Origin of the sequence: Rhodosalinus sp. 5P4 (assembly GCF_041365695.1) — a bacterium.
Lineage (GTDB): Bacteria > Pseudomonadota > Alphaproteobacteria > Rhodobacterales > Rhodobacteraceae > Rhodosalinus.
Genome location: NZ_JBGFSJ010000005.1, coordinates 210,741 through 235,659 on the forward strand (window position 1 = coordinate 210,741; position 24,919 = coordinate 235,659).

General features: G+C 72.1%; 22 protein-coding genes and 1 tRNA gene. 13 read left to right on the forward strand and 10 right to left on the reverse strand.

Going from position 1 to position 24,919, the window contains the following annotated elements:
- Positions 1–4 precede the first annotated feature (4 nt).
- From AB6A69_RS11395 to AB6A69_RS11415, 5 genes are all read right to left on the reverse strand, one after another.
- Positions 5–895 (reverse strand): NAD-dependent epimerase/dehydratase family protein, encoded by an 891-nt coding sequence (locus tag AB6A69_RS11395; RefSeq protein WP_371060852.1) that lies wholly within the window; start codon positions 893–895, stop codon positions 5–7.
- A 35-nt stretch (positions 896–930) separates the two neighbouring features.
- Positions 931–1,006: transfer RNA gene (locus AB6A69_RS11400), tRNA-Thr, on the reverse strand.
- Between the two features lie 45 nt (positions 1,007–1,051).
- Positions 1,052–2,581 (reverse strand): heme biosynthesis protein HemY, encoded by a 1,530-nt coding sequence (locus tag AB6A69_RS11405; RefSeq protein ID WP_371038795.1) that lies wholly within the window; start codon positions 2,579–2,581, stop codon positions 1,052–1,054.
- 4 nt (positions 2,582–2,585) lie between these two features.
- Positions 2,586–4,172, reverse strand: a complete 1,587-nt coding sequence (locus AB6A69_RS11410; RefSeq protein WP_371060853.1) for a hypothetical protein — start codon at positions 4,170–4,172, stop codon at positions 2,586–2,588.
- Positions 4,173–4,223: 51 nt separating this feature from the next.
- Positions 4,224–4,964, reverse strand: coding sequence for a uroporphyrinogen-III synthase (locus AB6A69_RS11415; protein WP_371038797.1), 741 nt, complete (start codon positions 4,962–4,964; stop codon positions 4,224–4,226).
- Between the two features lie 67 nt (positions 4,965–5,031).
- On the opposite strand from AB6A69_RS11415, the gene tsaD reads away from it, so the two are divergent.
- Genes tsaD through AB6A69_RS11430 form a run of 3 tightly spaced genes read left to right on the forward strand, consistent with a single transcriptional unit; the run spans position 5,032 to position 7,522 of the window.
- On the forward strand, positions 5,032–6,129 hold the full coding sequence (gene tsaD / locus AB6A69_RS11420) for a tRNA (adenosine(37)-N6)-threonylcarbamoyltransferase complex transferase subunit TsaD (RefSeq protein ID WP_371060854.1): 1,098 nt from the start codon (positions 5,032–5,034) through the stop codon (positions 6,127–6,129).
- Complete coding sequence (locus tag AB6A69_RS11425; protein ID WP_371060855.1) at positions 6,126–7,088, forward strand: NAD(P)H-dependent glycerol-3-phosphate dehydrogenase; 963 nt, start codon at positions 6,126–6,128, stop codon at positions 7,086–7,088. The genes tsaD and AB6A69_RS11425 overlap by 4 nt, the downstream gene beginning before the upstream one ends.
- 8 nt (positions 7,089–7,096) lie before the next feature.
- Entirely contained in the window at positions 7,097–7,522 is a 426-nt protein-coding gene (locus AB6A69_RS11430) for an EVE domain-containing protein (RefSeq protein WP_371060856.1), read from the forward strand.
- Positions 7,523–7,692: 170 nt separating this feature from the next.
- Here the strand turns inward: AB6A69_RS11430 and AB6A69_RS11435 are convergent, their stop codons facing one another.
- Together AB6A69_RS11435 and ahcY are read right to left on the reverse strand one after the other, a co-directional pair.
- On the reverse strand, positions 7,693–8,034 hold the full coding sequence (locus AB6A69_RS11435) for a DUF2853 family protein (RefSeq protein WP_371055838.1): 342 nt from the start codon (positions 8,032–8,034) through the stop codon (positions 7,693–7,695).
- Between the two features lie 121 nt (positions 8,035–8,155).
- Positions 8,156–9,550 carry an adenosylhomocysteinase gene (gene ahcY / locus AB6A69_RS11440; RefSeq protein ID WP_371038802.1) on the reverse strand — a complete coding sequence of 465 codons (1,395 nt, stop codon included), beginning with the start codon at positions 9,548–9,550 and terminating at the stop codon, positions 8,156–8,158.
- A 284-nt stretch (positions 9,551–9,834) separates the two neighbouring features.
- Between ahcY and AB6A69_RS11445 the strand changes: the two genes are divergently transcribed.
- Positions 9,835–10,434 carry an HD domain-containing protein gene (locus AB6A69_RS11445; protein WP_371055839.1) on the forward strand — a complete coding sequence of 200 codons (600 nt, stop codon included), beginning with the start codon at positions 9,835–9,837 and terminating at the stop codon, positions 10,432–10,434.
- Here the strand turns inward: AB6A69_RS11445 and AB6A69_RS11450 are convergent.
- From AB6A69_RS11450 to AB6A69_RS11460, 3 genes are read right to left on the reverse strand one after another with little or no spacing between them, the layout of a single operon-like run.
- Positions 10,431–10,919, reverse strand: a complete 489-nt coding sequence (locus tag AB6A69_RS11450; RefSeq protein ID WP_371060857.1) for a hypothetical protein — start codon at positions 10,917–10,919, stop codon at positions 10,431–10,433. The two genes, AB6A69_RS11445 and AB6A69_RS11450, sit on opposite strands and share 4 nt — an antisense overlap.
- Entirely contained in the window at positions 10,916–11,485 is a 570-nt protein-coding gene (locus AB6A69_RS11455; RefSeq protein WP_371055961.1) for an ActR/PrrA/RegA family redox response regulator transcription factor, read from the reverse strand. The genes AB6A69_RS11450 and AB6A69_RS11455 overlap by 4 nt, the downstream gene beginning before the upstream one ends.
- Positions 11,486–11,537: 52 nt before the next feature.
- Positions 11,538–12,176, reverse strand: a complete 639-nt coding sequence (locus AB6A69_RS11460) for an SCO family protein (RefSeq protein ID WP_371060858.1) — start codon at positions 12,174–12,176, stop codon at positions 11,538–11,540.
- Between the two features lie 98 nt (positions 12,177–12,274).
- On the opposite strand from AB6A69_RS11460, the gene regB reads away from it, so the two are divergent.
- The 9 genes from regB to hslV all read left to right on the forward strand — a co-directional run bounded on the left by regB (position 12,275) and on the right by hslV (position 24,883).
- A complete protein-coding gene (regB, locus tag AB6A69_RS11465) occupies positions 12,275–13,675 on the forward strand; it encodes a sensor histidine kinase RegB (protein WP_371060859.1) in 1,401 nt (466 codons plus the stop codon).
- 84 nt (positions 13,676–13,759) lie between these two features.
- Positions 13,760–15,316, forward strand: coding sequence for a PAS-domain containing protein (locus AB6A69_RS11470; RefSeq protein WP_371060860.1), 1,557 nt, complete (start codon positions 13,760–13,762; stop codon positions 15,314–15,316).
- Positions 15,317–15,358: 42 nt separating this feature from the next.
- Positions 15,359–15,844, forward strand: a complete 486-nt coding sequence (gene tsaE, locus AB6A69_RS11475; RefSeq protein WP_371038808.1) for a tRNA (adenosine(37)-N6)-threonylcarbamoyltransferase complex ATPase subunit type 1 TsaE — start codon at positions 15,359–15,361, stop codon at positions 15,842–15,844.
- On the forward strand, positions 15,837–16,841 hold the full coding sequence (locus tag AB6A69_RS11480) for an aminoglycoside phosphotransferase family protein (protein ID WP_371060861.1): 1,005 nt from the start codon (positions 15,837–15,839) through the stop codon (positions 16,839–16,841). The genes tsaE and AB6A69_RS11480 overlap by 8 nt, the downstream gene beginning before the upstream one ends.
- A complete protein-coding gene (locus AB6A69_RS11485) occupies positions 16,826–17,515 on the forward strand; it encodes a nucleotidyltransferase family protein (RefSeq protein ID WP_371055844.1) in 690 nt (229 codons plus the stop codon). Before AB6A69_RS11480 ends, AB6A69_RS11485 begins: the two co-directional genes overlap by 16 nt.
- Complete coding sequence (gene addB / locus AB6A69_RS11490) at positions 17,502–20,438, forward strand: double-strand break repair protein AddB (RefSeq protein ID WP_371060862.1); 2,937 nt, start codon at positions 17,502–17,504, stop codon at positions 20,436–20,438. Before AB6A69_RS11485 ends, addB begins: the two co-directional genes overlap by 14 nt.
- Positions 20,435–23,830 (forward strand): double-strand break repair helicase AddA, encoded by a 3,396-nt coding sequence (gene addA / locus AB6A69_RS11495; protein ID WP_371060863.1) that lies wholly within the window; start codon positions 20,435–20,437, stop codon positions 23,828–23,830. The genes addB and addA overlap by 4 nt, the downstream gene beginning before the upstream one ends.
- A 4-nt stretch (positions 23,831–23,834) precedes the next feature.
- Positions 23,835–24,212, forward strand: coding sequence for a thioredoxin (gene trxA, locus AB6A69_RS11500; RefSeq protein ID WP_371060864.1), 378 nt, complete (start codon positions 23,835–23,837; stop codon positions 24,210–24,212).
- 119 nt (positions 24,213–24,331) lie between these two features.
- Positions 24,332–24,883 (forward strand): ATP-dependent protease subunit HslV, encoded by a 552-nt coding sequence (hslV, locus tag AB6A69_RS11505; RefSeq protein WP_371060865.1) that lies wholly within the window; start codon positions 24,332–24,334, stop codon positions 24,881–24,883.
- The last annotated feature ends 36 nt before the right edge of the window (positions 24,884–24,919 follow it).

The window sequence follows — 24,919 nt, forward strand, 5'->3', positions numbered from 1 at the left end:
TCCCTCATGCCGCCGGCAGGGGCGGCAACGCGGCGCCTTCGGCGACCATGGCCGCGGCGGTCTCGGCGAGCGGCAGGCCGGGCAGAAGTGCGGTCAGCCGGGCGCAGTCCAGCGTGACGCGTTCCTGAGCGGCACCGGGCGCGGGCGTCCAGCGCCACGGCACGCCGGCCGCTTGCAGAAGATCCTCCATCGCCACGGGTTCCGGGGCGGCCACGTTCAGCAGATCGGGCAGCGGCCCGGGATGCATGGCGAGCGCGGCGATCACCCGGGCGAGCCCGAGGGGGCCGATGTAGCTCCGGACCGGGCCGTGCCCGCTGGCGAAGCGGTCGAGGGCGAGCGGCGCATCGGGCGTGGCGTTTTCCGCGCTGCGCATCAGCGCGTCCGCGCCCAGAACGTTGCCGATGCGCAGGATCGCGACCTCCATGCCGAGATCCCGAAAGCGCGCGACCTCGGCTTCGGCATCCCGCTTGGCCGCGCCATAGGCGGTCGCCGGCGCGGGCGGGTCCTTCTCCGAGAACGGGCGCCTGCCGCCACCGGGTCCGTAAACCGCCGCGGAGGAGGCGAAAAGCACGCGTTCGATCCCCGCCGCCCGCGCCCCGTCCAGACTGCCGCGCGCCAGCGGCGCATTGAGATCCAGCCGGACCCCCGGCCCTGGCGTGATGCCCGTCAGGACAACCATGGCGGCGATGCGGGAGGCGCGCCCCGCGAGCAGGCGAGACAATGCGCCCGGCGCTTCGAGGGAATCCCAGGCGAGCGTGCCGGGCCCGGGCCGCCGGGCGATCGGAACGAGCCCGGCGCCGGGCCCCGGCGCTATGCACCACGCCCGGCGCAGAAGGCGCCCGACCCGACCGCTCGCCCCGGCGAGAACGATGTCTTCCCGGTCATGCGCAGCCATGGCGTCGCACCTCGGCGACAGGTGACGGGGATGGGTGGTGCCGGTGAAGGGACTCGAACCCCCGACCCCATCATTACGAATGACGTGCTCTACCAGCTGAGCTACACCGGCGCCGTGGGCGTGGCTCTTAGCACCGGGTGGCGCGGGCGAAAAGGGCTATTTTCGCGTCTCGTCCGCAGCTTCGGCCTCGACGGTTTCTCCCTTTCCGGCCTCCTCCGCCTCGTTCGCGGAGCCGGCATCCCGGGCGCGATCGGACTGCCCGGACCCGGCGGGCAGGACCTCGGCCTCCGCGACGTCCTCCCGGCGGGCGCCATGGCCCACGATCAGCGGCAGCATCGCCTCGGTCGAGGCCGCCGTCTGCTCCGGCTCTTGCGGGCGTTTCCAGCTCAGCGTGTCGAAGCCGCCGCAGTTGTGGCAGATAGGCCCCCAGTCGGCTGCAACCGCATGGCAGTTGTCGCACACCCATTGCGGGCCGCGCGGCGCGGTGACAGCGCGCGCCAGCCAGCCGCGCACGACCTCGTCCGGCGCGCCTTCGCCCCGCTCGATCGCCGCCATCGTGGTCAGAACGCGCGTGTCCGGATCCGTCTCGACCAGGTCGCCGATCGCGCGGCGCGCCGCGGGAAAATCCTCGGCCGCGATGTGCAGCTCCGCTTTCAGAAGCTTCGACTCGCGGTCCCCCGGATTGGTCTGCACCAGCTCCTCGAAGCGCTTCAGGCGCTTCGCCGGCGTCTCGTCCGGGGCGATCTCGGCGAAGGCGGCGGCGAGATCCGGATGGGGCCGCACGCCCCACGCCTTTTTCAGAAGACGCGCGGCATAGCGCGGCTTGCCCTTCTCGATGTAGCCGCGCGCCGCCATGACCGCGGCGGGAATGAGGTCGGGCGAGCGGCGGTTGGCCTCGATCGCGGCCTCGCGCGCCTTGATGTCGCTCCCCTCGTCGAGCACTTCCTTCGCCTCGGAAAGCGCGAGCACCGCGTCGCGGCGCTTGTGCAGGTCGCGCGGCATCGCACCATGCTTCAGCTTGGCGGCCAGCGTCTTGCGCGCCCCGGCCCAGTCCTTGCATTCGGCCTGAAGCTTGAGAAGCGTATCCTGCATCTCCTCGTTGCGCGGACGGATCGCGAAGGCCCGCTCCGCGAGTTTCAGGGCGGTGTCGGTATCGCCCGCGGCGAGCTTCTGCTTGAGGATCCCACGCAGACCGACGAAGCGGGTCCGCTCCTCGGCAACGAGCTTCTTGTAGGTCGCCTCGGCGACCTTCGCATCGCCCGCGGCTTCCGCGCCCTGGGCGATGAGGATGTTGGTCAGTTCGGGCTTGTCGAGATACTTGCGGGCTTGCCGCGCGCTGGAGATCGCCGCCTGCCCGTCCCCCGCGGCCAGCGCCATGAGACTGTCGCTCACGGCGCGCAGGCCCTTCTTTTCCCGGTTGCGAGTGAAATGCCGGCTGATCGCCGTCTCGTCACCGTTGATGAACCGCAGCGTCGCCACCAGGAGCGAGACCAGCTTGAGAACGACATAGAGCACCACGACGAGAAGAAGCAGCGCGATCGCCGACTGCAACGCGCCGAGGGTGAACTCGGTATTCGCCACGGTGATCTGAACCCCGCCCTCGGCGTCCAGAAGCCACGTCGCGCCGTAGGCGAGACCGGCCACGGCGGCGACGAAAAGCAGGATCTTGATAAGGGACCAGAGCATGCGGCTATTCCTCGTTCAGGCGCTGCGCGAGCGCGTCCACGGCGGAGGTGGCGGCGACCCGGGCGCGCGCGCGCTCCTCCCATGCCGCCATTTCGGCCCGGGCGGGTTCCGGCAGCGCCGCGAGCTCCTCGAGCGCCGCGCCAAGCTCGCCGGCACGCACCGCGGCCTCGGCGCGCGACAGCACCGCATCGGCGTCGTCGCCCTCGCGGGCGATGGTCGAGCGCGCGCCGAGTTCGTCACGCAGGAAGTTCATCAGCCGTCCGCCGGCATCCTCGGGGGGCGCCTCGGCGTTCCGCGCGGCGGCGAGCGCGGCGCGCGCCACGTCGGGGAAGGCGTCCTGCAAGGCGGCGAGCGGGGCCACGCCGTCGGCGGCGGCGGCGGCAAGGCCCTCGGGCACGGACCCGTCCAGCCTGTCCGAAAGCGTGTCGAGCGCGGCGTCATATGGCTGCCCGGCATCGATGGCCGACACGATCCGCGCGAGCGCGGACACGGCTTCGGCACGGCGTGCGGCCTCGGCGGCGTCCGCCTCGCGGGCGGTGGCCTCTTCCACCATCCGCTCCACCTCGGCGCGCTGCGCCGCCACGGACTCCTGCAAGGCCTGGAGTTCACGCTCATACGCCGCGATCACGCTGGCTTCGACGTTCTCGGCCGCGGGGCGCTTCTCGACCTCGGCAAGCCGTGCGTCGATGTCGCCCAGCCGTGCGGCGATCTCGTCGATCCGCGCGGCGGAGGACGACAGCGCCGCCACCTCGTCGGAAAGGCCCGTCAGATCCGATTGCAGGCCGGAGATGGCGCCCGCCATCTCCTCCAGCCGCGCGTCGAGAGACGAAATATCGGGGGCGTCGTCGCTCAGCGCCGCGAGCTGCTGGCGCAGCTCCGCGATTCGGTCGGACTGCGCGGCAAGCGCGTCTTCCAGTTCGGTGTCGTCCCGTCCCGGCAGGCCCAGCGCCTCGGGGTCGATGACCTGCGCGGCGCCGAACCCCAGCGCGGCGGCGGCGATGCCGCCGAAAAGCATGGGCCAGAAACCGCCCTTCCGCACGATCGTTTCGCGCGTGGCGGGCGCGGACCGCGTCTCGCGGGACGATCGCGCCTCGTCGTCCGCGCTCGCGCTGGCGGCGGCGGCACCGGCCGCCGCGCCGGCGGCGGCGCCCCCCGCGGCCTCGGCGACGGGCGCGCCGGTCCGGTCCGCGTCATCGGCGGTGTCTTCCGGCTCTACCTGCTGCGGCTCCTCGCCGCCGCCCCAAGGCTGCTCGGGCGGCGCCTCGTCGGGTTCATCGTCGGCCGTTCCGGTCTGCGGCGCCTCTCCGCTCCCGGCCTCTACGTCCGGGCCCGCGCCGGTGTCGGGTGCGTCATCCTCGACCGCGCCGGGGCCGGCATCCGACATCGCGGCGGGCGCGTCCTCGCCTTCGGGAAAAGCGTCGGGTTCGTAGGCCCCCGGGTGTTCCGCTCGGTCGGGGGTGTCCTCGTCCCGGGCGCTGTCGTTTTCGGCGCCGTCTTCGCCTTGCTCCGGCTCGGAGCCGTCGACCGTCGCGGCGGCCTTGTCCTCGTCTTCGGTCTCGGAGGGCTTCCGCGTCTTGTCCCGGTCTGCCACGTCTCACCCACCTTTCGATTCTCGTCCGGCTGCACTGTCGCCGGAGCGACCTTACCCGGCACCCTCATCGCTCTCAAGCCGCACGGCGCTTTCAATAAGTTGCGCCACGCCCTTCAGCATGGAAGGGGCGTCGGGCCGCGTCGCCACGGCGATGCGGCGGGCCGGAAGATGGCTCACCCGCCCGGCCACGGCCTCGCTCATCGCGACGAGCCAGAGCGGCGCGCCGCCGCGATGCTGCCGCGCGAACTGCTCGGCCGTGCGCGGCGAGAAGAGCGGCGCGACGACCGGCGCGCGCCCTGCCAGGACGCGGCGGGCGCTATCCGTGAAGGGCAAGAGCACCTGGCGGTAAAGCACCGCCTCCTCCACGCGAAGCCCCGCCGCACGAAGCCGCATCGCGACATCGCCCCGGGCATGCTCGCCGCGGACATGCACGATGCGCCCCGCGGGCCGCCGCGCCGCGACATGCGCCACGAGCGCCTGCGCGTCGCCGCCCGCGGGCTGCGCGGAGATGCCTGCGCGGCGCGCCGCCTCTGCCGTCGCCTCGCCCACGGCGAAGGCAGGCAGGCCGCGGGGCCCGCCCGCCGCGACAAAGGCGCGGACCCCGTTGGCCGAGGTGAAGACCAGCGCCGCAACATCGGCCATGCCGGGCAGCCGGCCCGCGAAATCGACGCGCATCAGCGGCGAGATGCAGACCTCCGGCGCGGCGTCGCCCAGGATCCGCGAAAGCTCGGTCGCGAATCGCTCCGAGGCGTCATGGGGCCGGGTCAGCAAAAGGACGGGCGGGGGCGGCATGGGCGGGCCATTGTTCGGACGCGGGCACGGTGCTACGGGAGAGCGTTCCGAAGCATCGGGAGGCGTTGTGGCGGATCAGCTCACCATATTGGGGCTGGAAAGCAGTTGCGATGATACCGCTGCCGCGGTCGTGCGGCAACGTGCGGATGATCGGCCCGAAATCCTCGCCTCCGTCGTGAAGGGACAGGGCGAGCTGCACGCGGCCTATGGCGGCATCGTCCCCGAGATCGCCGCCCGGGCGCACGCGGAACGGCTCGACCTCTGCGTGACGGAGGCGCTGTCGGTTTCGGGGCTCACGCTCAGGCAGATGGACGCCGTGGCGGTGACGGCGGGTCCGGGCCTCATCGGGGGCGTCCTGGCCGGGGTGATGTGCGCGAAGGGGATCGCCGCCGGGGCCGGTCTGCCGCTCGTCGCCGTGAACCACCTCGCGGGCCACGCGCTGACGCCCCGCCTGACCGACGGGTTGGCGTTCCCCTATCTGATCCTTCTCGTCTCGGGCGGGCACTGCCAGCTTCTGGAGGTGCGCGGCGCGGAGGCGTTCCACCGGCTCGGCGGCACCATCGACGACGCGCCGGGCGAGGCGTTCGACAAGGTGGCGCGCCTGCTGGGCCTGCCCCAGCCCGGGGGGCCGTCGGTGGAGCGGGAGGCCGCGGCGGGCGATCCGGCGCGCTTCGATTTCCCGCGCCCGCTTCTCGACCGGGCGGGATGCGACATGTCGTTCTCGGGGCTGAAGACCGCCGTGCTGCGCGCGCGCGACCGGCTGGTGGCGCAGCAGGGCGGGCTGACGCGCGCCGACCGCGCGGATCTCTGCGCCGGGTTCCAGGCGGCGGTCGCCGAGGTGCTGGCCGAAAAGACCCGGCGGGCGCTTCACGCCCATCTCGCACAGACGCCCGCCGCCCCCTCCCTCGCCGTGGCGGGTGGGGTCGCGGCGAACGCCACGATACGCACCGCGATCGAGCGGGTCGCGCGCGACGTCGGCGCGCGCTTCGTCGCGCCGCCCCTCGCGCTTTGCACCGACAACGCGGCGATGATCGCCTGGGCCGGGCTCGAACTTTACCGCGCCGGCCGGCGCGACGGGATGGAGCTTGCCGCGCGGCCGCGCTGGCCGCTCGATCCGGGGCGGGCCGGGTTGCTCGGCGGTGGGCGCAAGGGGGCCAAGGCATGATCGGCATCGCGGGCGGGGGCGCGTTCGGCACCGCGCTCGGCATCGCGCTTGCAGGTGCGGGACGCGAGGTGCGTCTCTGGGCGCGCGACCCGTCACACGTGACCGCGATGACGCAGTCGCGCGAGAACCGCCGCCACCTTCCCGGTCACGCCCTGCCACCGGGCCTGTCGCCCGTCGCGGACGTCGCCGCGCTTTCGGGGGCCAAGGCGATCCTGCTCGCCGTGCCGATGCAGGCGCTGCGCGGGCTGGTCGAAGCCGAGGCGGAAACGCTTGCCCCGCACCGCCTCGTCGCCTGTTGCAAGGGGGTCGAACTCGGCACGACGCTGGGCCCGGCCGAGGTTCTGGCCAAGGCGTTGCCCGGGGCGTCCGCCGCCATCCTCACGGGACCGAGCTTCGCCCATGACATCGCGCGCGGGCTGCCGACAGCGCTCACGCTCGCCTGCGCCGACGAGGCGGCGGGCGAGGCGCTGCAGGCGCTGCTCTCGACGCCCGTGCTGCGGCTTTACCGCACCGCCGACATAGTGGGAGCGGAGCTTGGCGGCGCGCTCAAGAACGTCATCGCCATCGCTTGCGGCGCCGCGATCGGGGCCGGGCTGGGCGAAAGCGCGCGCGCGGCGGTGATGACGCGGGGCTTCGCCGAGATGAACCGCATGGCGGTGGCGCAGGGGGCCGACCCGGCGACGCTCGCCGGGCTTTCGGGTTTCGGCGATCTCGCGCTCACCTGCACCTCCGAAGGCTCGCGGAACTACCGGCGCGGGCTCGCGCTGGGGCGGGGGGACGCGTTCGACCCGGCGGTCACCGTGGAGGGCGCGGCAACCGCCCGCGCGGTGGCCCAGCGCGCCGCGCGGCTCGGGGTGGAGATGCCCATCACCGAAGCCGTCGTCGCCTTGCTGGAGGGGCGGCTTGACGTGACGCAGGCGATGGACATGCTTCTGGCGCGGCCGCTGCGCGCGGAATAGGAGGCGAGATGCGTTACTGGCTCTTCAAGTCGGAACCCGACACCTGGTCCTGGGACGACCAGGTCGCCAAGGGGGACGCCGGCGAGGAATGGGACGGCGTGCGAAACTACCAGGCGCGCAACTTCATGCGCGAGATGGCGGTGGGCGATCGCGGATTCTTCTACCACTCGCAGACCGACAAGGCGGTCGTGGGCATCGTCGAGGTGATCGCCGAGGCGCATCCCGACAGCACCAGCGACGACCCGCGCTGGGACTGCGTGGACGTGAAGGCCGTGGCCCCCTTTCCCCGGCCCGTGACGCTGGACGAGATCAAGGCCGACCCGGAGCTGGCGGAGATGGTGCTTGTGAAGAACCCGCGCCTGTCGGTCCAGCCCGTGTCGGCGGCGGAATGGCGCCGTGTCTGCGAGATGGGTGAGGCGGACCCGGAGTCCTGACACGGAAAACGGAGGGCCGGCCACGCCGGAACCCTCCGCCACTCCCGGTGATCCCACACACCAGACATGCGTCCTGTCGGTTCCGGCCATTCTGGCCTCTACTCTCAGGATAGCGCCGGTCAGGGGCGCGGCGCAAACCGGAAGTACCTAGAATTGCCCGGATCGGGCGATCAGGCGTAGACGGCTTCCTTGCCGAAATGCTTGGTCAGGAGATAATAGACCACGGCACGATACTTGTTGCGCTCCGAGGCGCCGTAGGTCTCGATCACCTTCTGGATGGCATCGTCGAGTTCCGGACCGTCCTTGAGGCCGAGTTTCTTGACGAGGAAGTTCTGCTTCACCGTCTCGAGTTCCCCGGGCTGGCTCGAGGCAACCGTGGACGCGTCCGCGTCGTAGATCGCCGGGCCGCAGCCGATCGTGACCTTGGTCAGAAGGTCCATGTCCGGCGTCACGCCGCACTTCTTTTTCAGATCGTCGGCGTAGACCTCGATCAGTTCCTCTCTTCGTCCCATCCGAAAACACTCCCTGTCCCAACACGCCGCTGCGGGCAAACCGCGGGCCCGGCGCCAGTCTACCCTCACGCAACGTCACCTCAAGACGTTTCTTGCGCGGGGCGCCCGGGACGGGATGCCCTCAGTAGCGGTAATGCTCGGGCTTGAAGGGACCTTCGGGCGTCACGCCGATATACGCCGCCTGCTCGGGATCGAGCGGGGTGAGCTTCGCGCCGATCTTCTCGAGGTGCAGACGCGCCACCTTCTCGTCGAGGTGCTTGGGCAGGACGTAGACCTTGTTCTCGTACTGGTCGCCCTTCGTCCAGATCTCGATCTGCGCGAGCACCTGGTTGGTGAAGGAGGCCGACATCACGAAGGACGGATGCCCCGTGGCGTTGCCGAGGTTCAGCAGACGCCCTTCGGACAGAAGGATGATCCGGTTGCCCGCCGGCATCTCGATCATGTCCACCTGGTCCTTGATGTTGGTCCACTTGTGGTTCTTCAGCGCCGCGACCTGGATCTCGTTGTCGAAATGGCCGATGTTGCCGACGATCGCCATGTCCTTCATGTCGCGCATGTGCTCGAGGCGGATGACGTCCTTGTTGCCGGTGGTGGTGATGAAGATGTCCGCGCTCGAGACGACGTCCTCCAGCAGCACGACCTCGAAGCCGTCCATCGCGGCCTGGAGCGCGCAGATCGGATCCACCTCGGTCACCTTCACGCGGGCGCCCGCGCCCCGCAGGCTGGCCGCGGAGCCCTTGCCCACGTCGCCGTATCCGCAGACGACCGCCACCTTGCCCGCCATCATCGTGTCGGTCGCCCGCCGGATGCCGTCCACGAGGCTTTCCTTGCAGCCGTACTTGTTGTCGAACTTCGACTTGGTGACGCTGTCGTTGACGTTGATCGCGGGGAAGGGCAGGTGCCCCTTCTCCATCATCTTGTAGAGCCGGTTGACGCCCGTAGTGGTCTCTTCGGTCACGCCCCTGATCATGTGGCGCTGTTTCGTGAACCAGCCGGGGCTTTCGGCCATGCGCTTGCGGATCTGGGCGAAAAGCGCCTCCTCCTCCTCGGAGGTCGGCACGGCGATGAGATCCTCCTCGCCTTCCTCCACGCGGGCCCCCATCAGGATGTAGAGCGTGGCGTCGCCGCCATCGTCGAGGATCATGTTCGCGCCGCCTTCCTCGAAATGGAAGATGCGGTCGCAGTAGTCCCAGTACTCCTCCAGCGTCTCGCCCTTCACGGCGAAGACCGGCGTGCCCGTCTCGGCGATGGCCGCGGCGGCGTGATCCTGGGTGGAGAAGATGTTGCAGGAGGCCCAGCGCACCTCGGCGCCGAGCGCCGTCAGCGTCTCGATCAGCACGGCGGTCTGGATCGTCATGTGCAGGCTGCCGGCGATGCGCGCCCCGGCGAGCGGCTTCGACGCGCCGTATTCCTCGCGCAGCGCCATGAGGCCCGGCATCTCCGTTTCGGCGATGTCGAGTTCCTTGCGGCCGTAGCCGGCAAGCGAGATGTCCTTGACGATGTAGTCCTTGGCCACGGGGCGGCTCCTGCTTGATGGCTGGCTGTCGGCTATCGCTATAGCGACCGTGCCGGCCATGTTCAACGCGCCCGGGGGCCCGGAACGCCGTTCGGAGGCCCCGCGGACCGGCGCAATACCGAAAGATCGGATCGAATCGGCTGAAATACCGGAAACACGGCGCCACGGGCGCGACATGTCGCCGCCCGAAGCCGCGGGACCGATCCGCCCGCGCGGCGCGGGTCTGGCGGAGCGGCCGGCCGCTCTGCTAGGAGAGCGGCGATCCGTTCATCCGGGACCGCGCCATGCCGAAAGCCCCGCCCCGCGCCTGGCAGAGAATGCTCTCGGGCCGCCGGCTCGACCTTCTCGATCCGACGCCCGTCGACATCGAGATCGAGGACATCGCCCACGGCCTTGCCTTCGTCGCGCGCTGGAACGGCCAGACCGAAGGCGACTGGCCCTATTCGGTGGCCGAGCATTCGCTCCTGGTCGAGGAGCTCTTCGCCCGGATGCATCCCGGGGCAGGGCCCGCCGCGCGCCTCGCCGCGCTTCTGCACGATGCGCCGGAATACGTGATCGGCGACATGATCTCGCCGGTCAAATCCGCCGTCGGGCCGGGGTACGGCGCGCTCGAGGCGCGGCTTCAGGCGGCGATCCACCTGCGCTTCGGCCTGCAGGCGGAATGCGGCGCGAAACTGAAGAAGCAGATCAAGCGCGCCGACCGGGTGAGCGCATGGCTCGAGGCGACGCAGATCGCGGGCTTCGACGCGCGCGAGGCGGACCGTTTCTTCGGCCGGCCCGACGCCGGCCTGATCGAGGGTATCGTGATCCGGCCGCGCCCGCCCGTGGAGGTTCGTACCGCCTACAGGCGGCGGCACGCGGACCTCCTCGAGGCGCTTGGTTAGCCGACGCCGCCCGTCGGGCAGTCGCGCCCGGCCCAGAGCCGGGAAATCTCGCCGTCCGGCCCGGAAAGGCCGCGTATCCCGTCGCGCTCGAAGGGGCCGAGCCCCGCGCCGCCCGGGGCCGGGCCGCCGGCGCGAAGGCCGCTTGCGCTCGGGATCGGCCGAGGCGCGGGCACCGCCTCCCATCCGACGAAAGCGTCGCGGGCGAAATGGAGCGAAAGGCCCTCTTCGGCCCAGCGCACCGTCTGCACGCCCGCGCAGGCGACCGAGCGTTGCGGCGGGGCGGGGGAGCCGAGTATGTCGCGCAGCGTGTCCGTGGCGCTTTCCTGCGTGCGGCCGAATCCGACCTCGAGGCCGGTTCCCGCAACGTCGAGCCCGCTCGGCGACAAGCGTAATTGCGCCCCTGCGGGCGGTTGCGGCGCCACCGGCGCACAGGCGGCGAGCGCTCCGGCCAGAAGCAACGCGACGGCCGGCCGCACGACGCTCAACGCGGGCTCCGCTTGGCCAGGATGCGCTGCAGGGTGCGGCGGTGCATGTTGAGCCGCCGCGCGGTTTCCGACACGTTGCGATCGCACAGCTCGTAGACCCGCTGGATATGTTCCCAGCGCACGCGGTCGGCGCTCATCGGGTTTTCGGGGGGCGGGGGCAGATCCTCGTCGCCGGCGACAAGCGCGTTGACGATGTCGGTCGCGTCCGCGGGTTTCGACAGGTAATCCGTCGCACCGATCTTCACGGCCGCGACCGCGGTGGCGATGGCCCCGTAGCCCGTCAGCACCACGATCCGCGCATCGGGCCGCGCCTTGCGCAGATCCTCGACCACGTCGAGCCCGTTGCCATCGCCAAGGCGAAGATCGATCACCGCGTAGGCGGGCGCGTCCCCGGCCACGGCGGCGCGACCGTCCGCCACGCTTTCGGCGGTCCGCACGTCGAAACCGCGTTTCTCCATGGCCTTGGCCAGCCGACGCAGGAACGATTCGTCATCGTCGACGAGCAGCAGCGTGCGGTCGGGGCCAAGATCGAGTGTCTGGGTGTCGGCCACTTCGGCCTCCGGCATATCCAACATGCCTTGATAGTTAGGTCGTCACCATGCAGGGGTCAAACGCCGCTCACATCGCCTCGACGAAGCATTGCACCCGGTCGGCCAGGTCTTCGGGCCCCGCATCGCGCCGGAAAAACTCCACGAAGCCGTGGCCGGGCAGCACGAGGTAGGTGAAGGTGGAGTGATCGACCAGGTAGTAGGGGTCGTCGCTCGCTTGCCTGTTGTAGTAGGTGCGGAAGGTCTGGCTTGCCGCCTTCACCTGCTCGGGCGAGCCGGTGAGCCCCACCATGCGGGGATGCAGGTTCTCGGCGAAGGCGCCGACCACCTCCGGTGTGTCGCGCTCGGGATCGATCGAGATGAAGACCGGGGTGACGATGTGCCCGCGCTCTTCCAGGATCTCCACCGCCGCGACGTTCCGCGCCGTGTCGAGCGGGCAGACATCGGGGCAGAAGGTGTAGCCGAAGTAGAGCAGCGACGGCTTCGTGATGACGTCCGCGTCGGTCACGGTGTCCCCGGCCGCGTTCACGAGTTCGAAGGAGCCGCCGATCTGGCCCGAACCCCCTGCGACCTGTGCGCCACGGCACTGCGCGAACCTGTCGCCCTCGCCGCTCGTGGAGCCCGTGACCCTGTCGCCGCCCACCAGAAGGACGAGGCCGAGGCCAAGACCGGCCACACCGGCCGCGGCAAGCGCAATCCATCGCATCATGATCATGTCCGCGCCTGCGGGACGCGTCTCCGAAGTTGAAGCTGTCGCCATGAGACCTAATGATTGCAGGGGCGGATGCAAGCGGCAGGAAAGCGCAGATGACCGACACCTCGCTGACCATGCTGCCCGGGCGACGGCGGCGCGACTGGATCCGCCTGCGCACGACGATCCTGCTGCGGTGGATGGCGATCTTCGGGCAGTTGGTGGCGCTGCTGATCGCCCGCGAGCATGTCGGTCTGGTGCTGCCGCTCGGGCCCTGCCTTCTGGTGATCTCGGCCTCGATCATCGTCAACCTGGTCGCGATGTTCGTCTTTCCGGGCAACCGGCGCCTGTCGGAGCGCGAGACGATGCTGATGGCGCTCTTCGACATCCTGCAGCTCGCGCTGCTGCTCGCGCTGACCGGCGGCCTCCACAATCCCTTCGCCCTGCTGCTGCTCGGCCCCGTCACGGTGTCGGCGTCGGTGCTGGCGCTCGGCTCCACGCTCTTTCTCGCCGCCGTGGCGATGACCGTGGTCTCGGCGCTCGCGGTCTGGCACGTGCCGCTGCGGCTGCCGGACGGCGCCGCGCTCGAGATGCCGCCGCTCTACCTTTTCGGAGTCTGGGCCGCGCTGATCATCGCGCTGGCCTTCCTGTCGATCTACTCGCGGCGCGTCGCGCAGGAGATGCACGCCATGTCCGACGCATTGACGGCCACGCAGATGGCCCTCGCCCGGGAGCAGAAGCTGACCGACCTGGGCGGCGTCGTGGCCGCCGCCGCGCACGAGCTGGGCACACCGCTGGCGACCATCAAGCTGGCCGCCGGCGAACTGGCCGAGGAACTCTCCCGCAATCCCGAACTCTCGGAGGACGCGCGGCTGATCGCCGCGCAGGCCGACCGATGCCGCGACATCCTGCGCTCCATGGGGCGCGCCGGGAAGGAAGACCTGCACCTGCGGCAGGCGCCCCTGACCGAGGTGCTTCGCGAGGCGGTCGAGCCGCACCAGAACCGCGGCAAGACGATCGTGTTCGAACAGTCCCTCGGCGCCGGCGCCGAGCCCTTGCCCCCCGCGATCCACCGCCGGCCCGAGATCATCCACGGCTTGCGGAACCTGGTCCAGAACGCCGTCGACTTCGCGCACGACACCGTCTGGGTCGAGGCGCGCTGGAGCGCCGACTGGATCTCGGTCCGGATCATGGACGACGGCGACGGCTTCCCGCCGCAGGTGCTGGCACGGATCGGCGAGCCCTTCATGCGCCGCCGCCGGAGCGTGCGGGACCTCGTCGCGCGCCCGCAATACGAGGGCATGGGCCTTGGTCTCTTCATCGCCAAGACGCTGCTGGAGCGCACGGGCGCGCAGCTCAGCTTCGCCAACGGCGCGGACCAGGCCGCACCGCGCGAACGACGGCCGGAGCGGTCCGGCGCGGTGGTCGAGGTGAGCTGGCCACGGCGCAAGATCGATGCGCGCAGCGGCGAGGATCCGGTGCCGTCGGCCGGGCCCAACCGGCCCATCGAGGCGTGACGGGCGCCGCGGCCTTTACACTTCGTTAACCTTTCTCCGATCAGGCTTGCCGCGTCGCCACCAGCTGCCGGAGGCCGACGGGCCATGCCCGACGCCGCAACATTCGCCGCGATCGCCCTGGGCAGCCTTGCCGCCGCGCTTCTCGGGGCGTGGCTCGTGCCCAGGGTTTCGCGCGACGACGCCGTTGTTGTCGCCGATCCCCACGGCGAGGCGGTCGTGTTCCTGATGGAGGGGCCCGACATCGCCGACGCCAGCGCGCCGGCGCTCGCGCTTCTTCCACGGGACGCGGCGGCGTTGGATGACTGGGCGCGGCTGCGCGCCTGCCTCGGCCCGCGCTTCCCCGCCTTCCCCGAGACCCCCGACGGGGTGCCCGAGGGCGGGACGCGGCTACCCACGGCGGACGAGGAAGACGACGCTTGCCTCGTGTTGCAGCGCCAGGGCGGCGTGCTGCGCGTCGAGATCGAGGAGCCCGAGATCGACGCCTCGGACCGGCACCGCCTCGCTCTTGCGCGGCTGGACTGCGCGACGCTGCGCCATGCCACCACCCACGCGCCCGACCCCTGCTGGCGCACCGACGCGACCGGCCGCGTCGTCTGGGCAAACCGCGCCTATCTCGCCCTTGCGGAACAGACCCGGAGCTGGGCCGAGGGGGCCGTACCGCCCAGGCTCTTCGACCTGCCGCGGCCCGCCCCGGGCGACCCGCCGGCGCGCCATGCGGTCAATCGCCCGAACGGAACGCCGATCCACTGGTTCGACATCCGGACCGTGCCGGCGGGCGGCGAATGGGTGCACTTCGCCACCAACGTGGATGCCGCGGTGGCGAGCGCCGCCGCGCAGCGCCAGTTCGTGCAGACCCTGACGAAGATCTTTGCGGAGCTTTCGATCGGCCTGGCCGTCTTCGACCGCGAGAGGCGCCTCGTCCTCTTCAACCCGGCGCTTCTCGATCTGACCGGGATGCCCGCCGACCTGCTGAGCGCGCGTCCCGCGCTCGCCACCTTCTTCGACCAGCTGCGCGAGCGCCGCATCATGCCCGAGCCCAAGGATTACGGCTCCTGGCGCGAGGCGACCGAGGCGCTGGCCACCGCCGCCTCCACCGGGCGCTGCGCCGAGAGCTGGAGCCTGCCCTCGGGACTGACCTATCGCGTGACGGGACGGCCCCACCCGGACGGCGCCGTGGCGTTCCTGTTCGAGGACATCACCGCCGAGGTTTCCCTGACCCGCCGGTTCCGCACGGAAATCGAACTCGGGCAGGCCGTGCTCGATGCCCTCGAGGAGGCGCTCGCCGTCTTCTCGCCACAGGGCGTGATCGTCTTCACGAACCGCGCCTACCGGCGGCTCTGGGCGGTGAACCCGGACGCCCGCATCCGCGACACCACCGCCGCCGAGGCGCTGCGCCTCTGGCAGACGGCCTGCCGCCCGGGTCCGGATTGGGACGGGCTGGCCGCCGCGCTTTCGGCCGGGGCGCGGACGGCGTCGTGGCGGGACGCGGCGGTGCATCGCGACGGGCCGCGGCTCGATGTCCGCGTGCGCCCGCTCGGCGGCGGCGCGGCGGTCGTGAGCTTCGGCATCGACCCGCGCCGCCTGCTTGCCGCACCCGGCCCGCCCGGCCCCGGCGGGCAGCGCACCGCGGATGTGGGCTGATCTGCGCTTGCGGCCGGGGGCGGGCGCGATAGTCTCGGCCAGATGAGCCGCAGCCCCCTGTCCTTTCACGCATCTTCGCCAGAGGCGACCTGCGCCTTCGCCGAAGCTCTCGGCGCGCGCCTCGCGCCGGGCGATGCGGTGCTCCTCACGGGTCCGGTCGGCGCGGGCAAGTCGCATTTCGCGCGCTGCCTGATCGCGGCGCTGCTCACCGCGCCGGAGGATATCCCCTCGCCCACCTTCACGCTGGTGCAAAGCTATGCCGGCCGCAGCGGCGAGATCTGGCACGCGGATCTCTACCGGCTGGCGGACAGTTCCGAGATCGCGGAACTCGGCCTCGAGGAGGCGTTCGACACCGCCATCTGCCTTGTCGAATGGCCCGACCGCCTGGGCGACGCCGCACCGGCGGACGCGCTCGCCATCCGGTTCGCGCCGGGGCCGGGCGAGAGCGACCGCGAGCTCACGCTGACATGGGAGGATCCGCGCTGGGCGGCGCGGCTCGAGGGTCTCGCGGAGCGGGTGCATGGCTGACCGCGCCCGCCGTATCGCCGCCTTTCTGGCCGTGGCCGGCTGGGAGGACGCCGCGGCGCGGCCGCTCGCCGGCGACGCCTCGTCCCGACGCTACGCGCGGCTGCGGCGCGCGGACGGCGCGGGCGCGGTCCTGATGGATGCCGACCCTGCGACCGGAGAGACCGTGCGCCCGTTCCGATGGATCGCACGGCATCTCCTCGGCCTCGGACTGAGCGCGCCGCGCATTCTCGCCGCGGACGAGACGGGCGGGCTCCTGCTGCTCGAAGACCTGGGCGACGCGCTTGTCGGGCGGGTCGCGGCGGCCGAGCCCGCGGCCGAGCCCCGGCTCTATGCGGCCGCGGCCGGGACGCTGGCGGCGCTTCATCGCCACGCCCCACCGGACCGGGTGGACCCCGCCACGCCCGCGCGGCTCGCCGCGATGACCGACCCCGCGTTCACGCACTACGCCCCCGAAATGCCCGACGCGCGGCGCCGGCAGGCCGTGCAGGCGCTGGAGGACCTGCTCGCACGGCATGCCGACGCGGCGACCGTTCTCGTCCTGCGCGATTTCCATGCCGAGAACCTGATCTGGCTGCCCGAGCGCGACGAGGCTGCGCGCATCGGGCTGCTGGATTTCCAGGACGCGATCGCGGGCCACCCGGCCTATGATCTCGCCTCGCTGCTCACCGATGCCCGGCGCGACGTGAGCCCCGCGGCCGCCGACGCCGCGCGCCGGGCCTACCTCGACGCGACCGGCACGCAGGCGGAGGCATTCGGCACCGCGATGGCCGTCCTGGGGGTGCAGCGCAACCTGCGCATCCTCGGCGTCTTCGCCCGGCTGGCGCGGATGCACGGCAAGCCGGGGTACCTCGGTCTGCTGCCGAGGGTCTGGGCCCATCTGCAGGCGGACCTGTCCCGTCCCGCCCTCGCCACCCTGTCGGCCGCGCTCGACGGGGCGCTTCCGCCGCCGTCCCCCGCCCATCTCGAGACGCTGAGGCGGCCATGCCCGACGCCGTGATGCTTTTCGCCGCGGGCTTCGGCACGCGCATGGGCGCGCTCACCGCGGAGCGGCCGAAACCGCTGATCGAGGTCGCCGGCCGGCCTCTGATCGATCACGCGCTCGACATCGCCGAAGCGATCGGCGCGCGCCGCGTCGTCGCCAACCTCCACTACCTGCCTGCCCCGCTCGAGGCGCATCTCGCCCCGCGCGGGGTGCGCCTCTCCGTCGAGGCGCCCGACATCCTCGAAACGGGGGGCGGCTTGCGCGCGGCGCTGCCGCTTCTCGGCCCGGGCCCGGTCTTCACGATGAACACCGACGCCGTCTGGGACGGGCCGAACCCGCTCGCGCTTCTGCGCGAGGCATGGGACCCGGCCCGGATGGACGCGCTTCTGCTCTGCGTGCCGCCGGAGCGCGCGCTGGGCCACGCGGGGCACGGGGATTTCGCGATCTCGCCTGACGGGTCCGCGACGCGGGGCCCCGGCCTCGTCTATTCCGGCGCCCAGATCGTCGATCCCGCGGGGCTGCACGCCATCCGCGACACTGCGTTCTCGCTCAACCTGCTGTGGGACCGGATCCTCGCGGCGGGTCGTCTCCACGCGCTGGCCTATCCGGGCCGATGGTGCGACGTGGGCCGCCCCGAGGGCATCGCGCTTGCAGAGGCCATGCTGGAGGGTCGCGATGTTCGCGCCTGAGGATCCGCGTCTCTTCGGCCTGCCCCCCGGCGTCGATTTTCCCGCCGCGCTGGTGGCCGGGCTCGAGGCGCGGCTCGCCGGCGCGTCGCCCGAGGCGATGGCGCGGGTGGAGGTCATCGTGAACACCCGCCGCATGGCCCGGCGCCTGCGCGAGATCTTCGACGCGGGGCCGGCGCGGCTTCTGCCCCGCATCCGCCTCGTCACCGACCTGGGAGAGGTCGCGGATCTCGCCCATGTCCCGCCCGCCGCGCCGCCGCTCCGCCGGCGGCTGGAACTGGTGCAGCTCATCGCGGCGTTGATCGAGCGCGAGCCCGGCGTCGCCCCGCGCGACGCGCTCTACGACCTTGCCGACAGCCTCGCCGACCTGATGGACGAAATGGGCGCCGAAGGGGTCGCCCCCGCCACGGTGATGGGGCTCGACGTGTCGGACCAGTCGGGGCATTGGCAACGCGCGCTGCGGTTCCTGAAGATCGCCGAAACCTATATCGGGCAGGCGGACGTGCCGCCCGATGCCGGAAGCCGCCAGCGCGACGTGATCGCGCGAACCGTGTCCCGCTGGCAGGCCGCGCCGCCCGACCACCCCGTCATCGTGGCGGGATCCACCGGCTCGCGCGGCGCGACGGCGATGCTGATGCAGGCGGTGGCGCGGCTGCCGCAGGGCGCGGTGGTGTTGCCGGGGTTCGATTTCACGCTGCCCGACGCGGTCTGGGCGGGCATGGACGAAGGCCCGCGCCCCGAGGAGGATCACCCGCAATACCGCTTCCGGCCGCTGATGACCGCGCTCGGCCTCGCGCCCGGCGACGTCGCGCGCTGGCACGACATGCCAGAGCCCAACGCCGCGCGGAACCGCCTCGTCTCGCTCGCGCTGCGCCCCGCCCCGGTGACCGACCAGTGGCTGTCGGACGGGCCGGGTCTGGGCGAGCTGAGTCCGGCGGCCGAGGGCGTCACCCTGCTGGAAGCGCCCGGCCAGCGCGAGGAGGCGGCGGCCATCGCGCTGCGGTTGCGGCAGGCGGCCGAGAACGGGCAGCGCGCGGCGCTCATCACGCCGGACCGCACGCTGACGCGCCAGGTGTCGGCGGCGCTCGCGCGCTGGGGCATCATGCCCGACGACAGCGCGGGCCAGCCGCTGCCGCTTTCGCCGCCCGGGCGTTTCCTGCGGCTGGTGGCCGGGCTTTTCGAGGGGCGGCTGACGGCGGGGGCGCTGCTGGCGCTTCTGAAACACCCGCTCACCCATTCGGGCGCGGACCGGAACCGCCACCTTCTCTTCACCCGCGAGCTCGAACTGTATCTGCGCCGGGAGGGCGTGCCCTACCCGGAGCCGCGCCGCCTTTCGGCCTTCGCCGAGGCGCGGTCGCTCGACGGGCTGACGGGATGGGCGGCGTGGCTTGCCGATACGGCCTGCGGACGCGACGCTCCGGGCCCCCGGCCGCTGTCCGAGCGCGTGCGCGCGCACCTGCACCTCGCCGAAGCGCTCGCCGCCGGGCCGGACAGGCCCGGTGCCGGCGGTCTCTGGGATCGGGACGCCGGTCGGAAGGCCCGCGCGGTGATGGACGAGCTCGCCGCGGAGGCGGATCGCGCGGGCCACATCGACGCCCATGATTACAGCCGCCTGCTGTCCTCGGTGCTGGGCCGCGAGGAGGTGCACGACGCCGAGGAGGCGCATCCCCACATCCGCATCTGGGGCACGCTCGAGGCGCGGGTTCAGGGCGCCGAGCTTCTGATCCTCGGCAGCCTGAACGAGGGCGCGTGGCCGGAACCGGTTGCGCCCGACCCCTGGCTCAACAGGACGATGCGGCAGCGGGCCGGCCTCCTGTCGCCGGAGCGCGGCATCGGGCTGGCTGCGCACGACTTCCAGCAGGCGGTGGGCGCGCAGGAGGTCTGGCTGACCCGGTCGGTCAAGGACGAGGGCGCGCAGACCGTGCCGTCGCGCTGGCTCAACCGGCTGACCAACCTGATGAACGGGCTTCCGCGCCAGGGGGGCGACGCGGCGCTCGCGGCGATGCGGGCGCGCGGCGAACACTGGCTCGCGCTGGCCGCGCGCCTAGACGAGGCCCCGCCCGCAGCGCCGGCGCACCGTCCCTCGCCCCGCCCGCCGGCAGACGCCCGGCCCGCGCGGCTGTCCGTCACCGAGATCCAGAAGCTCATCCGCGACCCTTACGCGATCTACGCGCGCCACGTGCTTCGGCTGCGGCCCCTCGACCCGCTCGACCGCCCGCCCGACGCGCTCCTGCGCGGGATCGTCGCGCATTCGGTCCTGGAACGTTTCGTCCGCGACCGCGTGGATGCGCCCGAACGCACGACGGAGGCCGAACTGCTCTCCGTGGCGCGGGAGGTGTTGCGGGACGCGGTGCCCTGGGCGTCCACACGGACCTTCTGGCTGGCGCGCCTCGCCCGAGTCGCGCCGTGGTTCGTCGGCACGGAGGCCACGCGCCGCGCCCGCGCCCGGGCCGTGGCGTTCGAGGCCAGGGGCGCGGCAGAGATCACGGATCTGGGCTTCACCCTCTCGTCCCGGGCCGACCGGATCGATCGGGGCGAGGACGGGGCGCTCTGGCTTTACGATTACAAGACCGGGACGCCGCCCTCCGCGAAGGAGCAGGCCGCGTTCGACAAGCAGCTTCTGCTCACCGCCGCCATGGCCGAACGCGGCGCGTTCGAGGCGCTCGGTCCCGCGCCGGTGGCGGGGGCAGCCTTCGTCGGGCTCGGCGCGAAGCCCGAAGAGGTCGCGGCCCCCCTCGACGCCGAGCCGCCGGCGGAGGTGTGGGCGCACCTCCGCGACCTCGTCGCGCTCTTCCAGGATCCCGGCAAGGGGTTCACGTCGCGCCACGCGGTCAAGAGCGAGCGAATGGACGGCGAGTACGACCATCTCGCCCGATTCGGCGAATGGGACGACGCCGACGACCCCCTTCCGGAGGACCTGGCATGAGCCGCCGCGACGCCGCCAGCCAGCGGCAGGTGGAGGCCGCCGCGCCGGACTTCTCCACCTGGCTGGCCGCCAATGCCGGGTCGGGCAAGACCCGCGTGCTCACCGACCGGGTGGCGCGTCTTCTGCTCGGCGGCACCGCGCCCGAGAGCATCCTCTGCCTGACCTACACCAAGGCGGCGGCGAGCGAGATGCAGAACCGCCTTTTCGAACGGCTCGGCGAATGGGCCATGCTGGAGGACGCGGCGCTGCGCGACGAACTCGCGAAACTGGGAGAGGAGGGCCGGCTGGACCGTGCGCGCCTGCGCCGGGCCCGCACCCTATTCGCCCGGGCGATCGAGGCGCCCGGCGGGCTGAAGATCCAGACCATCCACGCCTTCTGCGCGGGGCTTCTGCGCCGGTTCCCGCTGGAGGCGGGGGTGACCCCCGGTTTCACCGAGATGGAGGACCGGGCCGGCGCGCTGCTGCGGGCCGAGATCGTGGAACGCATGGCCGAGGGCCCGGACGCGTCGGCGGTGGAGACGCTGGCCGGGCAGGTGGACGATGGCGCGCTCGAGGGGCTGACCACCGAGATCGTGAAGCACCGCGAGGGTTTCGTGCGCGCGCTGGGATGGGACGACGCGCTCTCGCTGTTCGGCCTGCCCCCCGGAACGGACGCGGCGTCGATCGAGGCCCGGGTGTTTCTCGGGGGCGAGCGGGCGCTTCTGGACGCGCTGATCCCGGCGCTCCTCGAAAGCGGCGGCAACGACGAGAAGGCGGGCCAGAGGCTCGCCGCCATCGACAGCCTCGGCCTCGCATCGCTGCCCGCGCTCGAGGATGCCTTTCTCTACGGCGCCGGGGCCAGGGCGCCCTTCGCCGCAAAGATCGGCAGCTTTCCCACGAAACGCGTCCAGAACGGCGCCTTCGCGCCGCACATGCCCGCGCTCGAGGCGTTCATGCAGCGGGTCGAGGCCGCCCGCGAGCCCCGGCTCGCGCTCGAGGCCGCACGGCGCACGCATGCGCTCCACGCCTTCGCGCGGCCGTTCCTCGAGACGCTGGAGGCGGAGAAGCAGCGCCGCGGATGGCTCGATTTCGACGACCTCATCCTGCATGCGCGGCGGCTGCTTTCGGACGAGGCGGTGGCCGACTGGGTGCTCTTCCGTCTCGACGGGGGGCTCGACCACATCCTCGTGGACGAGGCGCAGGACACGAGCCCCGAGCAGTGGGCGGTGATCGAGCTCCTGGCGCGGGAGTTCACGGCGGGCGAGGGCGCGCGCCCCGATGCCGGGCGCAGCCTTTTCGTGGTTGGCGACAAGAAGCAGTCGATCTATTCCTTCCAGGGTGCGGATCCGGGCGCCTTCGACCGGATGCAGGCGGAGTTCGCGCGCAGGCTCCGGGGGTCGGATCGCCCGCTCCAGTCGCTGTCGCTCGATCACTCCTTCCGCTCCTCGCCGGCGATCCTGCGCGCGGTCGACGCGACCTTCGAGGGGCGCGTGGAGGCGGGGTTTTCCGGGGGCGAGCCGCATATCGCCTTCAAGGAGGACATGCCGGGGCGCGTGGACCTCTGGCCCGTCGTACCCAGGGCGGAGAAGCCCGAGGAGGAACCGTGGTACGCGCCCGTGGACCGCACGGGCGAGGCGCATCACGCCGTGCGGCTCGCCCGGCGCATCGCCGACGCGATCCACGACATGATCGAGAGCCGCGCGCCGGTGGCCCGGGCGGCCAAGGGCGCGCCGGGCTGGCACCTCGGACCGGTGCGGCCCGGCGACATCATGGTGCTGGTCCAGCGCCGCTCCGAACTCTTCCACGAGATCATCGGCGCCTGCAAGGCGCGCGGCCTGCCGGTGGCCGGCGCGGACCGGCTGAAGCTCGGCGCGGAACTCGCCGTGCGCGATCTCGGCGCCGTGCTGCAGGTGCTCGACCTGCCCGAGGACGACCTTTCGCTCGCCGCCGCGCTGCGCTCGCCGCTCTTCGGGCTGTCCGAGCAGGGTCTCTTCGACCTCGCCCATCGCCGCCACGAGCGGCATCTCTGGCAGGCGCTGACGCGGCGCCGGACGGAGTTCCCGGAGGCCTACGCGATCCTCGACGACCTGATGGCGGAGGCGGAGTTCCTGCGCCCCTACGACCTGATCGAGCGCATCCTGATCCGCCACGACGGCCGGCGCCGCCTGATCGGGCGGCTCGGACCCGAGGCGCAGGACGGGATCGACGCCCTGCTGGGACAGGCGCTGGCCTACGAGCGCGGCGAAGTGCCGAGCTTGACAGGTTTCCTGCAGTGGATGCAGGCCGACGACCAGGAGATCAAGCGCCAGATGGATGCCGCGGGGGACCGCATCCGGGTCATGACGGTGCACGGCGCGAAGGGGCTGGAAGCGCCCGTCGTGATCCTGCCCGACAGCGGCAAGCGGGATATCCGCCTGCGGGACAGGCTTGTCGCGGACGGTGGCGACGTGCTCTGGGCGATGCCGGCGGATGCGGCCCCGGACCGTCTGCGCGCCGCGCGGGAGGCCGCCATCGCCGCCCAGGAGGCGGAGCGCGACCGCCTTCTCTACGTCGCCATGACCCGGGCCGAAAGCTGGCTGATCGTGGCCGCGGGTGGCGAACTCGGCAAGGACGGCCGGGCCTGGCACGACCAGGTGCGCACGGGCCTCGAACGGCTCGGGGCGGAGGTGCGTGACTTCGGCTTCGAGGACGCCGAAGCGCCGGGGCTGCGGCTGCGGCACGGGGCATGGGACGCGCCCGAGAGCGCGGAGCCACCGGCGCCGACCACGCCGCCCGCGCTGCCCGGCTGGGCCACGCGCACCGCGCCGGTGGCGTCGCCGCCGCCCGAGACCCTGTCGCCTTCCGATCTCGGCGGCGCCAAGGCGCTTCCCGGCGAGGCGGGGCTCGACGAGACCGCGGCGAAGCTCAGGGGCACGCGGCTGCACCTGCTGCTCGAGCATTTGCCCGCGGCGCCCCGCGCGGACTGGCAGATCCTGGCCGAACGGCTGCTGGCGCGGCCGCCGGAGCCAGCGCCGGCCTCCGAGGTGGCCGCGCTTCTGGCCGAGGCGCGCGCCGTGCTGGACGCGCCCGCGCTCGCGCCGCTCTTCGCGCCCGGGGCACTGGCCGAGGTGCCCGTCAGCGCGGCGCTCGCCGAACTCGGGGGGCGGCGGGTGCACGGCACGATCGACCGCCTGCTGATCGCGCCCGGCCGTATGACCGCCGTCGATTTCAAGACGAACGCGGTCTTGCCCGCCCGCCCCGAAGAGGTGCCCGAGGGCCTTCTTCGCCAGATGGGCGCCTATGCCGCCGCCCTCGCGCAGGTCTTTCCGGACCACGCGCAGGACATCGCGATCGTCTGGACCCGCACCGCAACCCTGATGCCGTTGCCGCGCGATCTCGTGATCGGCGCGCTGGCGCGGGCCGGGGCGCCTTGACGGTGTGCCGTGGCCTACATACCTTCGCGGCTCACATGAAAGCCGCGAGGAGGCGACCCTGATGGCAACCGTTGCAGTGACCGACGACACCTTCGACTCCGAGGTGAAACAGTCCGACATCCCCGTGGTGGTGGATTTCTGGGCCGAGTGGTGCGGCCCGTGCAAGCAGATCGGCCCCGCGCTGGAGGAGCTTGCCCAAGAGATGTCCGGCAAGATCAAGGTCGCCAAGGTGGACGTGGACCAGAACCCGAACACCGCCGCCTCGATGGGCGTGCGCGGCATTCCCGCGCTGTTCATCTTCAAAGACGGGCAGGTGGTTTCCAACCGCGCGGGCGCCGCGCCGAAGGCCGCCCTGCAAAGCTGGATCGAGGACTCGATCTGAACCGACCCCGATGACCGGCAGGCCGGGGCGCCCGCGCGGCGCCCCTTTGCTTTCCGGCCGGCCGCTGGCGCGACCGCCGGCAGGCCGCGGCGCCGGGCGGACGACCGGAAGGATACGGCATGAGTGACGGACCGGGCTGGCATGGCACGACGATCCTCGCGGTGCGCCGCGGCGACCGCGTCGTGGTCGCGGGCGACGGGCAGGTGAGCCTCGGCGACACCGTGATCAAGGGCAGCGCGCGAAAGGTGCGCCGCCTCTCCCCGGGCGGGCGCGAGGTGGTCGCGGGTTTCGCCGGCTCCACCGCCGACGCCTTCACCCTGCTGGAGCGACTCGAATCCAAGCTCGAGGCGACCCCCGGACAGCTTCAGCGGGCCTGCGTCGAGCTCGCCAAGGACTGGCGGACCGACAAGTATCTTCAGAAGCTCGAGGCGATGCTGATCGTCTCGGACGGGTCGCAGATGTTTGTCGTGACGGGCGCGGGCGACGTGCTCGAGCCGGAACACGATGTCGCGGCCATCGGCTCGGGCGGGAACTATGCCCTGGCCGCCGCCCGGGGGCTCATGGAAACGGACATGGACGCCGAAACCGTCGCCCGCCATGCCATGGCGATCGCGGCCGACATCTGCGTCTACACGAACGGAAACCTGACCGTGGAAATCATCGCGGCGTGACGGGGTCCCGGACCCCCTGCCCGTGCGCCCAGCCGC

Coding starts and splice junctions, on each gene's coding strand:
- AB6A69_RS11485 (WP_371055844.1), top strand. CDS start 16,826: ATGCCCGACGCCGTGATGCTTTTCGCCGCGGGCTTCGGCACGCGCATG.
- AB6A69_RS11480 (WP_371060861.1), top strand. CDS start 15,837: ATGGCTGACCGCGCCCGCCGTATCGCCGCCTTTCTGGCCGTGGCCGGC.
- tsaE (WP_371038808.1), top strand. CDS start 15,359: ATGAGCCGCAGCCCCCTGTCCTTTCACGCATCTTCGCCAGAGGCGACC.
- AB6A69_RS11460 (WP_371060858.1), bottom strand. CDS start 12,176: ATGATGCGATGGATTGCGCTTGCCGCGGCCGGTGTGGCCGGTCTTGGC.
- hslV (WP_371060865.1), top strand. CDS start 24,332: ATGAGTGACGGACCGGGCTGGCATGGCACGACGATCCTCGCGGTGCGC.
- AB6A69_RS11470 (WP_371060860.1), top strand. CDS start 13,760: ATGCCCGACGCCGCAACATTCGCCGCGATCGCCCTGGGCAGCCTTGCC.
- AB6A69_RS11415 (WP_371038797.1), bottom strand. CDS start 4,964: ATGCCGCCCCCGCCCGTCCTTTTGCTGACCCGGCCCCATGACGCCTCG.
- AB6A69_RS11435 (WP_371055838.1), bottom strand. CDS start 8,034: ATGGGACGAAGAGAGGAACTGATCGAGGTCTACGCCGACGATCTGAAA.
- AB6A69_RS11395 (WP_371060852.1), bottom strand. CDS start 895: ATGGCTGCGCATGACCGGGAAGACATCGTTCTCGCCGGGGCGAGCGGT.
- AB6A69_RS11425 (WP_371060855.1), top strand. CDS start 6,126: ATGATCGGCATCGCGGGCGGGGGCGCGTTCGGCACCGCGCTCGGCATC.
- addA (WP_371060863.1), top strand. CDS start 20,435: ATGAGCCGCCGCGACGCCGCCAGCCAGCGGCAGGTGGAGGCCGCCGCG.
- AB6A69_RS11455 (WP_371055961.1), bottom strand. CDS start 11,485: ATGCCGGAGGCCGAAGTGGCCGACACCCAGACACTCGATCTTGGCCCC.
- AB6A69_RS11445 (WP_371055839.1), top strand. CDS start 9,835: ATGCCGAAAGCCCCGCCCCGCGCCTGGCAGAGAATGCTCTCGGGCCGC.
- addB (WP_371060862.1), top strand. CDS start 17,502: ATGTTCGCGCCTGAGGATCCGCGTCTCTTCGGCCTGCCCCCCGGCGTC.
- AB6A69_RS11405 (WP_371038795.1), bottom strand. CDS start 2,581: ATGCTCTGGTCCCTTATCAAGATCCTGCTTTTCGTCGCCGCCGTGGCC.
- regB (WP_371060859.1), top strand. CDS start 12,275: ATGACCGACACCTCGCTGACCATGCTGCCCGGGCGACGGCGGCGCGAC.
- AB6A69_RS11430 (WP_371060856.1), top strand. CDS start 7,097: ATGCGTTACTGGCTCTTCAAGTCGGAACCCGACACCTGGTCCTGGGAC.